Source organism: Mesorhizobium sp. M1066, assembly GCF_040318635.1.
Classification (GTDB): Bacteria; Pseudomonadota; Alphaproteobacteria; order Rhizobiales; family Rhizobiaceae; genus Mesorhizobium.
This window is the reverse complement of the sequence record NZ_JAMYMR010000001.1, coordinates 643702-650610: the sequence shown is the minus strand read 5'-3', so window position 1 is coordinate 650610 and position 6909 is coordinate 643702. Positions and strand designations below refer to the sequence as shown.

Here is a 6909-nt window from a genome sequence, read left to right as displayed (position 1 = left end):
CGTCTCCGTGCCTGTTGTGCCCCGCGGCGCCGGCCCCCGGCGGGGCCCGCCCCCCCCGCCACCCAAGACGGCGCCGTCTGTTCAACCCCGCCCCCCGCTCCCCGGCGGCCCCCGCCCAACGGCCCCCCCCCCACGCCTACAACATCAAGAGTCACCGGGACGAGGAGAGGCGCTGGGTGGAACAGGCCGAAACCGCCTATGCCCGCTTTGTCTCCGGCTGGAACCCACGAGGTCCGAAGAGGGCGCGCACGGGCGCCGCAAATGAGAAGCGACTGTAGAGGCTGCGCGGCAGGGCTCTCACCTCGGACCCTGCTCTTCGCCACGCGGTCACCCATGCGCAACAGGAGAATATCGCAAATCCGATCAAAAAGCTCTTGTCGATCACATCAGTGGTCCATGGATGATTGATCTTGGTGAGCCGGTGCTCGATGCCATGGTCGGTGCAGACGTTGTCGAAGACATGCCTGGGGGCATGGCGGTCGCAGCTGCGATTGGTGAACTGGATGCCGTTGTCGGTCAGAATGGTATGGATGACATAGGGCACAGCTGCGATCAGATCCCGAAGGAACTGAACCATCGTCATCTTGTCCGCGGTCGCGTGCAGTTGCGCATAAGCGAACTTGGACGTCCGATCGATGGCAACGAACAGGCGCAGCTTGCCCTCGGCGGTCTGCACCTCGGCGATATCGATGTGGAAATAGCCGATCGGATAGGCCTTGAACTTCTGCCTGGCCGGCTTGTCGGCGCCCGTCTGCGGTAACCGCGAAATGCCGTGGCGCTGAAGGCAACGATGCAATGACGAGCGCGTCAGATGCGGGATCGTCGGCTGAAGGGCATAGAGACAATCATCGAGCGGCAGCAACGTATGTTTGCGAAAGGCGACGATGGCGGCTTCCTCTTCGAGCGACAGCACCGTCGAGTGCGGCTCTCTGGGGCCGGTCGGACGATCGGCGGTCGAGGTCCGGTTGCGCCACTTCGCGACCGTCTTGGGATCGATGCCATAGCGCTTGGCGAGCTTCTTCAGGCTTTCTTGACTATTTTGTATTGCTCGACGGATCGCCTCCGTCGTCGTGGCGCGGCCGTGTAGAACCTGACCCATAGTGCCTCCTTCCATTCCGTGGAAAAGATCGCACCATTAAAGCCAGGGATCAAACAACTAGACTCCATCGACCGGGTTCACGCGAGGCAGAAGGAGGCGGCCCGCCTGATGCAGTCTCAAGAGGATCGACATTCGCTCCGGCCCCGCTTTCAGGCGGTTCGCCGACCTCCAATCAGCATTCGGACGCCGTTGGATGGGCATATTCGCACATCCTACAAAGCAGAAAGCCATCTCTCCCATTCATGCGATCGGCGATTTCGCTAAGGACAGCGGCAGCAACGTATCCTCGGTCATGGCGGGTGTGGCTCGCGAGATGCGGTGGAAGGGTTGGCCTAAGCAACCGAATCCTACGCCAAATCAATCGCTTAAGCTACATCCGCCAGTGTCAAAGCCCCATCGTCGTGCATAAGACGGGTTAGCTTGCACGAGTCAGGGCGTGTTTGATTTGAGGTCAGCTGCGTTCTCCGATGGCCCAGAAAGGTCCACCATTATTTCCAGCGCCTCGTTCGACATCGAGACCAAGCGCATGCCGACGTGCTGTGATAGGCTACCGATGCCTATGGAAGCGAAAACTGCATCTCCCGAGATTAGAACGACCGGAATGCGGTCACCTCTGCCCATGTCAAGCACACCTATTCTTCAACGATCAGCCCAATGTCCGTGGTTCATCGAAAGTGGCGGGAATCCGAGCTCTGATCTTGTCACGGCCGCGCCTCAAGGGAGCAGCAGCGATATAGCTAGCATTTGATTTTGGAGCGAATCTGCCGAGTCACTCGTCACCTCATAATGGTCTGGCGATTGGCATCCAACGTCCTCGCAACTGCCGAAATGCTCAGGCCTTTGCCCAGCTTCACGAGCGAAACCCGATCGCCAGATCAGAAAGAGCACGCTACCGAAATAGGCCAACTGAAGGAGCAGCGAACAAGCCAGCGTCGTGACGACTACTGTGCCGATGGAATGAGAAGCGAAGTAGACAGTCAGTGCGGTGCTGCACAGCACCAGCCCCAGGACGCGACAAAACATTCTAAAGGACAACGCCGTTCTCCTGGTTTTGTCTCCTCAGATCATGCTGCGACCTGGTCGGCCGCAACATGGGTCTGGCAGTTCTTCGGGCAGACGCGGGCGCAGGCTCCGCAGCCAATGCAGCGGCCGGCATGATCGACGACCATGATCATGCGATTGAGCTCGCCATCGAAATCGTCATCCTCGTCGTCGCAGGCGCCGAGGATTTCACCCGCGTCATCGACGCCGTAAAGATGCATGACCTCGCGCGAGCAGACCTTGAAACAGCGGCCGCAGCCGATGCAGGTCGTGCCATCTATAGCGGTGAGATATTCCGGCACCCATCCGGAGCCGTCGCGGGTGGTGAATGTGCTCGTCATCGTAACTTCTTCATTGCAGCGAGCGCTCTCTTGGCACCATCCAACTCGGCAAAAGCGGCCGACGTTTCCTCGGCAACTTCCTCTAACTCCGTCCATTTTCCCGACAGATTCTCTGCAAGGTCGCGCAATTTCATCTTGGCAATTGCCGCGCGCAGCTGAAGCTTTCGGACTTTCTTCCCCATCTCATCTAGCTTTGACATAAATCCTTCCTCGAAATCGGTTTCATCACGCCGGCGCCACACCGGGACCTGCTTCAGTGGCTGCGGTCGAATCGTCGACCAGTTTCGTACCGGCCTCCGCGAGCTTCCTGAACGTCTCGAAGCCGAACCGGTGGATGTCTCGACAGAGCGATCAACCGCCCGGCCGTGAAAAGCAATCGTCCGAAGCCCCCATGAGTTTCATCTCCATCGTTGGCGATGTCATCAGGCCGGAGCGCTCCTTGATCCTAAGCCCGACGGCCGTGTAGAACATATCGAGCCTCCACAGCACGTCCGGATCGGGATCGCCGATGATCGGATCGCACGGCGCTGTTTTCTTGTGATGATGAAGTCGCCCAGCAGTTCGGCGTCCGATTTGCCTTCCCGTGACCCGGAGGCATCCTGAGAACGGATCAGCCGCATGAGGCATCTGACAAAAGGCATGGCAAGCTCCGCCTCGTCCTCGTTGACAGCCGGGCTGACCGCGGTATCAGACATTTCGCCTTCTCCTCATTTTAGTCCTCTTCCTCGAAGCACGATGTCTGTTTTCGGGGACGCTTACTTCGGGCGCACTTGCGCAGCCGACGCCAGGCTCGGGCCGGCCGATTCCACGCAATTGATGTCCCCGTGGCGGACCTTGAACACCTCCTCGACTGCGAAGTCCTCCACGCTGATTCGCGTGGAACATCACTTCCGCCGCAATGCGGCCGGAGGTCATGAAGATTCGAGCCTCGATCCTGCTGCAGACGATCGACCAAGTGCTGCATGGACCCTCCTTGCTGCGGCCGCACCAGGGAAATGGACGAATTCCCCAGTAAGCCATTTCGACCAATTACCCTTTTTTATCTTTCCTCCTCGGCCGACCGCGCTTTGGCACCTTCGGGAAATGGTTTTGCGGAGCCGCACAGAGTGCGCCGCAACAAACCTTCCCACCCCTGTACGTGGCGAGGGCCTGCAGCAAATCCGGCAGATGCTGCTCTTTCAATTCGGCCGGGATAGGCTCCGGACCGTCCAGCGACGTCAGTGCCAGTTCGACCAACTCGATCGCGCGATCATTGTTGCCGTTCTCGTGATAGTACCGGGCGACCGCGGGATAGGACCGGAACTTAGGGCTGTCGCCTTGCGGGGGATTCAGCGCCAGGATGTGTTCGGACAGCTCCTTGCCCATCGCGAAGCGCTCAGCAGGGGGAAGCCGCGAATGGTCATTCGCCGGATGGAAAAGTTGGTCTAGCGCCGAAACCATCCAGTCCTCAGAGTTTTTGCCGATCGCGTCGCGAACCAATTGGCTCATCACGGGCAAGCCGGTCCACATGTCTTGAATTTTGTGAAGCAACAGATGCGCATGAGCCAGACGGAAATTGATGTCGTCCGGCATCAAGGCGATGCCTTCTTCGATCGCCCAGAGCGCCGTCTTCCAATCTTCTAACTTCACCGCCGCCCAGAATCTGTCATCGATCGGCTTCTTCAACGCTTGTGGGCGCGTCATGGGTTCGCTTGTGGCGATCCGCTCCGTATCGGCGGCTTTCGCTTGATCGCTGATGCGCCAGCTGCCGTTGAGCACTTTCGGCAAAACCTCATCGAGTTTGCTCGGATGACCGATAAAGGCGATGCAGCCGTCTCGGTCGACCACGAAGGAGGCCGGAATCCCGACAGAAAAGCTGGGTTCCCTCCAAAGCTTCTTCATTTCGCAAGTGCAGTCGAACGCAATCCGGTAATTCAGATTCGGGCACTTTTCGGTCAACCATGCGTCCAACTTGGTTCGGGCCTCAACGGCCGTTGGTGCGTCTTCGTCGGCGGCCACTGCGACGACATCAAGTACGCTGTCCTTGTATGTCTCCTGCAGTTGCACCAGATGGAGCATCTCCGCCACACATGGTCCGCACCAAGTTGCCCAAAATTCGACGATATAGACTTTGCCGGGCTGGAAGTTCGCAAGGGGCTCGCCACGCAGCCAGTCCTCCACTTTGATTGGAGGAGCCGGTGATCCCATCTGCAACACCATGTCGCTCTCCAAAGCTGTTGCCAAAGGTCGCGTGACCTTATGCGCGAGCTTGTTCCCCCTTTGAGACGGAGCACGAGGGTTCAAGGAAGGGAGAGCATCGGTCGTGTTGCGCATCTGCGTGCAGTCAGCCTTGACTCAGTGTTGCTGAATCTCAATTCGCAAAGGTCAATTAGCAAATGCCGTGCCAGCGCGCTCAGCGGGCAGTAAGCGCATGAATCGCTAGAAAAACCTCAAAATGCCAAGATGGCCGGTTGTATTGAAGCCGACATGTTTTCTGCTGCTGTCAGATCTTGGACAAGCATCATGCGCTTCGCGTCGGCAGAAAAGCGTGGCCCGCACGACTCAATATGCATTCGGGCCGAGGAACGAGGCCGATGGACATCATGACTGCGTTGGCTATCGTCAGGCCCGTCATCATCGTCCGCTTCACGCCACCGGCTTGAGCGTCTTGCCATTCCGGTCCTTCAGGCGGTAGCGGATCTCGCCATTTGCGACTGCAGGGAGGCGCTCCATCCCGAGCGCCGCCTGCGCCCTGCCCTCTTGCGCCTTGCGAATTCCTGGCTGGCGACATAGGAGTTCTTCACGACGAAGCCGGTCCAGCTGCGGCTCGCCAATACCGCCATCGTCAGATTGACGATGATGATAGTGGCGAAAAAAGGCCAGGATGAGTACCGGCGTGTGCCGGCCGGTGAACTCTGCGGGCTCGTTATCTTCTGTGTTCCGCTGTGCTCAGGCGCTACAGGGACCACCTTGTTCGAATGTGAGCGTTGTCGGGATTGACCAACCCCAAAGGCCGCTCGGTCGCCACGCGGGTCGGGTCGGGTCGGGCCGAACCGGACCGACTGAAAACGCTGAAGATGCGGCCGCCTTCGCCGCTGACCCGGCTACCTTTCCAAGCGATGACAACGTGATTGATGCCATCGTTCGCGCCGAGGCCGGCAAGAGCCCGACCCTCCGACTCGAAGGTCGGTACCTTGGCCCCTGCACGGGTCCGAACTCGCCCTGCCGCGCTGAAACGACGCTCTTTCTCGACCTGACGCCGACCTGCGAAGCCTCGGTTTTGACTGCATTGAGGAGCGCCTGTACCTCTGCCGGCCGTCGGTCTCCGCGTTACGGATCATCTCGGTCGAGCAGAACCCCGAACGCGAGACGTCCGCGATGTTCTCGGCGACGGCGCGTGCAGATTGGCTCCGAGGAGCTTCGCGAAACTTGCGCGTTTGCCGCGGCCTTTCTCTCCGACTTGGCATCAGGATAGTTGACCCAGGGGAGTAGAGCTTCGAACAGCATCGTCTGCTTCAAAGCCCGTCAGCGAGCCAAAAACAGCGGCAATGGCGGCTTCCCCACTATCCACCTCGTTACGCCACCGAAGAGCCGCTCGCGCAGCCGTGGCTGCCATAAGCGCCCATCACTATCATGTCGGCAGACGTGTCGATTGCGTGCTGCGCGAGCACCGTGGCCACCGGTTTGCCGCGGCTCGCCAGCCGGTCGACCCAAACCCGAGCACCGTGCCGAGTGAGATAGGCAGCGATGTCGGCTCCCGGCTCGGCGCCGTTTCCGGTGCAGGTCGCCTCCGGATCGACGACTGCGACACGAACTTCCTCAGCACCGGCTAGCAGATGCAGCGCTTCTCGAATCGAACGGGACGCCTCGACTCGCGAATCCCAGCCGACCAGCACGCGCCGTGGAGACAGAGTCGCCTCAGCGCCCTCCGGTACGACAAGCACCGGCTTTCCCGTGTCGAACAAGCTGCCGTTGATAACAAGGGGTCCGAGACTAGTCTCGTTGAGAAGTGCGGGGCCGACGATTGTCAGGTCGGTGCAGAGCGCCCGCTGTCGCACCGCGTCACCGACGCCAGCCTTGTCGCAGTGTTCGGTGTCGACATCATAGCAGCGCCACGTGGCTCTCAGCACTTTGTGAATTTCCCTGCATGTCTTTTCCAGGTTGGCCATCTCCTGTGAAAATTGTTCCCGTGCGGGAATGTGGTGTGTGCGATGTCTAGACCACTCGGGGATGCCACCGCCCAACGGCGGAGGGGACCCAATAAGCGGAGGCGACATCAGGAGCGGCGGAGGCGATATAATTAGTACGGAAAGATACGCGCCGACCTCGGCGCACAAGCGAGCAGCTATTGCGACGTCCTGATCGGAATGGTCAGCTCCCGTCACACTGAGTATTTTCTTGAAGGCCATCTGACTGCTTCCCCCTGAGATGTCGGGCCCGTAGCGCGTT

Annotated in this window: 6 protein-coding genes and 2 pseudogenes; all 8 read right to left on the bottom strand. The window is 59.6% G+C overall.

The genetic code is table 11. The features are described 5' to 3' along the window. Positions 1-373: 373 nt before the first annotated feature. A pseudogene (locus tag NKH52_RS02940) lies at positions 374-1099 on the bottom strand (DDE-type integrase/transposase/recombinase); the annotation flags it as partial. 714 nt (positions 1100-1813) lie between these two features. Next, entirely contained in the window at positions 1814-2122 is a 309-nt protein-coding gene (locus NKH52_RS02935) for an exopolysaccharide production repressor protein (protein ID WP_352657390.1), read from the bottom strand. Positions 2123-2163: 41 nt separating this feature from the next. Further along, entirely contained in the window at positions 2164-2481 is a 318-nt protein-coding gene (gene fdxB, locus NKH52_RS02930) for a ferredoxin III, nif-specific (protein WP_352657371.1), read from the bottom strand. Further along, positions 2478-2681 carry a CCE_0567 family metalloprotein gene (locus NKH52_RS02925; RefSeq protein ID WP_352657368.1) on the bottom strand — a complete coding sequence of 68 codons (204 nt, stop codon included), beginning with the start codon at positions 2679-2681 and terminating at the stop codon, positions 2478-2480. Before NKH52_RS02925 ends, fdxB begins: the two co-directional genes overlap by 4 nt. 25 nt (positions 2682-2706) lie before the next feature. Beyond that, a pseudogene (locus NKH52_RS02920) lies at positions 2707-2952 on the bottom strand (DUF269 domain-containing protein). A 558-nt stretch (positions 2953-3510) separates the two neighbouring features. Beyond that, positions 3511-4680: a TlpA family protein disulfide reductase gene (locus NKH52_RS02915; protein WP_352657365.1), complete on the bottom strand. Its 1170-nt coding sequence runs from the start codon at positions 4678-4680 to the stop codon at positions 3511-3513. Positions 4681-5144: 464 nt separating this feature from the next. Further along, complete coding sequence (locus NKH52_RS02910; protein ID WP_352657362.1) at positions 5145-5303, bottom strand: FixH family protein; 159 nt, start codon at positions 5301-5303, stop codon at positions 5145-5147. A 732-nt stretch (positions 5304-6035) separates the two neighbouring features. Next, positions 6036-6590: a putative universal stress family protein gene (locus NKH52_RS02905; RefSeq protein WP_352657360.1), complete on the bottom strand. Its 555-nt coding sequence runs from the start codon at positions 6588-6590 to the stop codon at positions 6036-6038. Between the last annotated feature and the right edge of the window lie 319 nt (positions 6591-6909).

What these genes read in the sequence shown, in the direction of transcription:
- NKH52_RS02915 (WP_352657365.1), bottom strand. Translation starts at nt 4,680, where the DNA reads ATGGTGTTGCAGATGGGATCACCGGCTCCTCCAATCAAAGTGGAGGAC.
- fdxB (WP_352657371.1), bottom strand. Translation starts at nt 2,481, where the DNA reads ATGACGAGCACATTCACCACCCGCGACGGCTCCGGATGGGTGCCGGAA.
- NKH52_RS02910 (WP_352657362.1), bottom strand. Translation starts at nt 5,303, where the DNA reads ATGGCGGTATTGGCGAGCCGCAGCTGGACCGGCTTCGTCGTGAAGAAC.
- NKH52_RS02935 (WP_352657390.1), bottom strand. Translation starts at nt 2,122, where the DNA reads ATGTTTTGTCGCGTCCTGGGGCTGGTGCTGTGCAGCACCGCACTGACT.
- NKH52_RS02925 (WP_352657368.1), bottom strand. Translation starts at nt 2,681, where the DNA reads ATGTCAAAGCTAGATGAGATGGGGAAGAAAGTCCGAAAGCTTCAGCTG.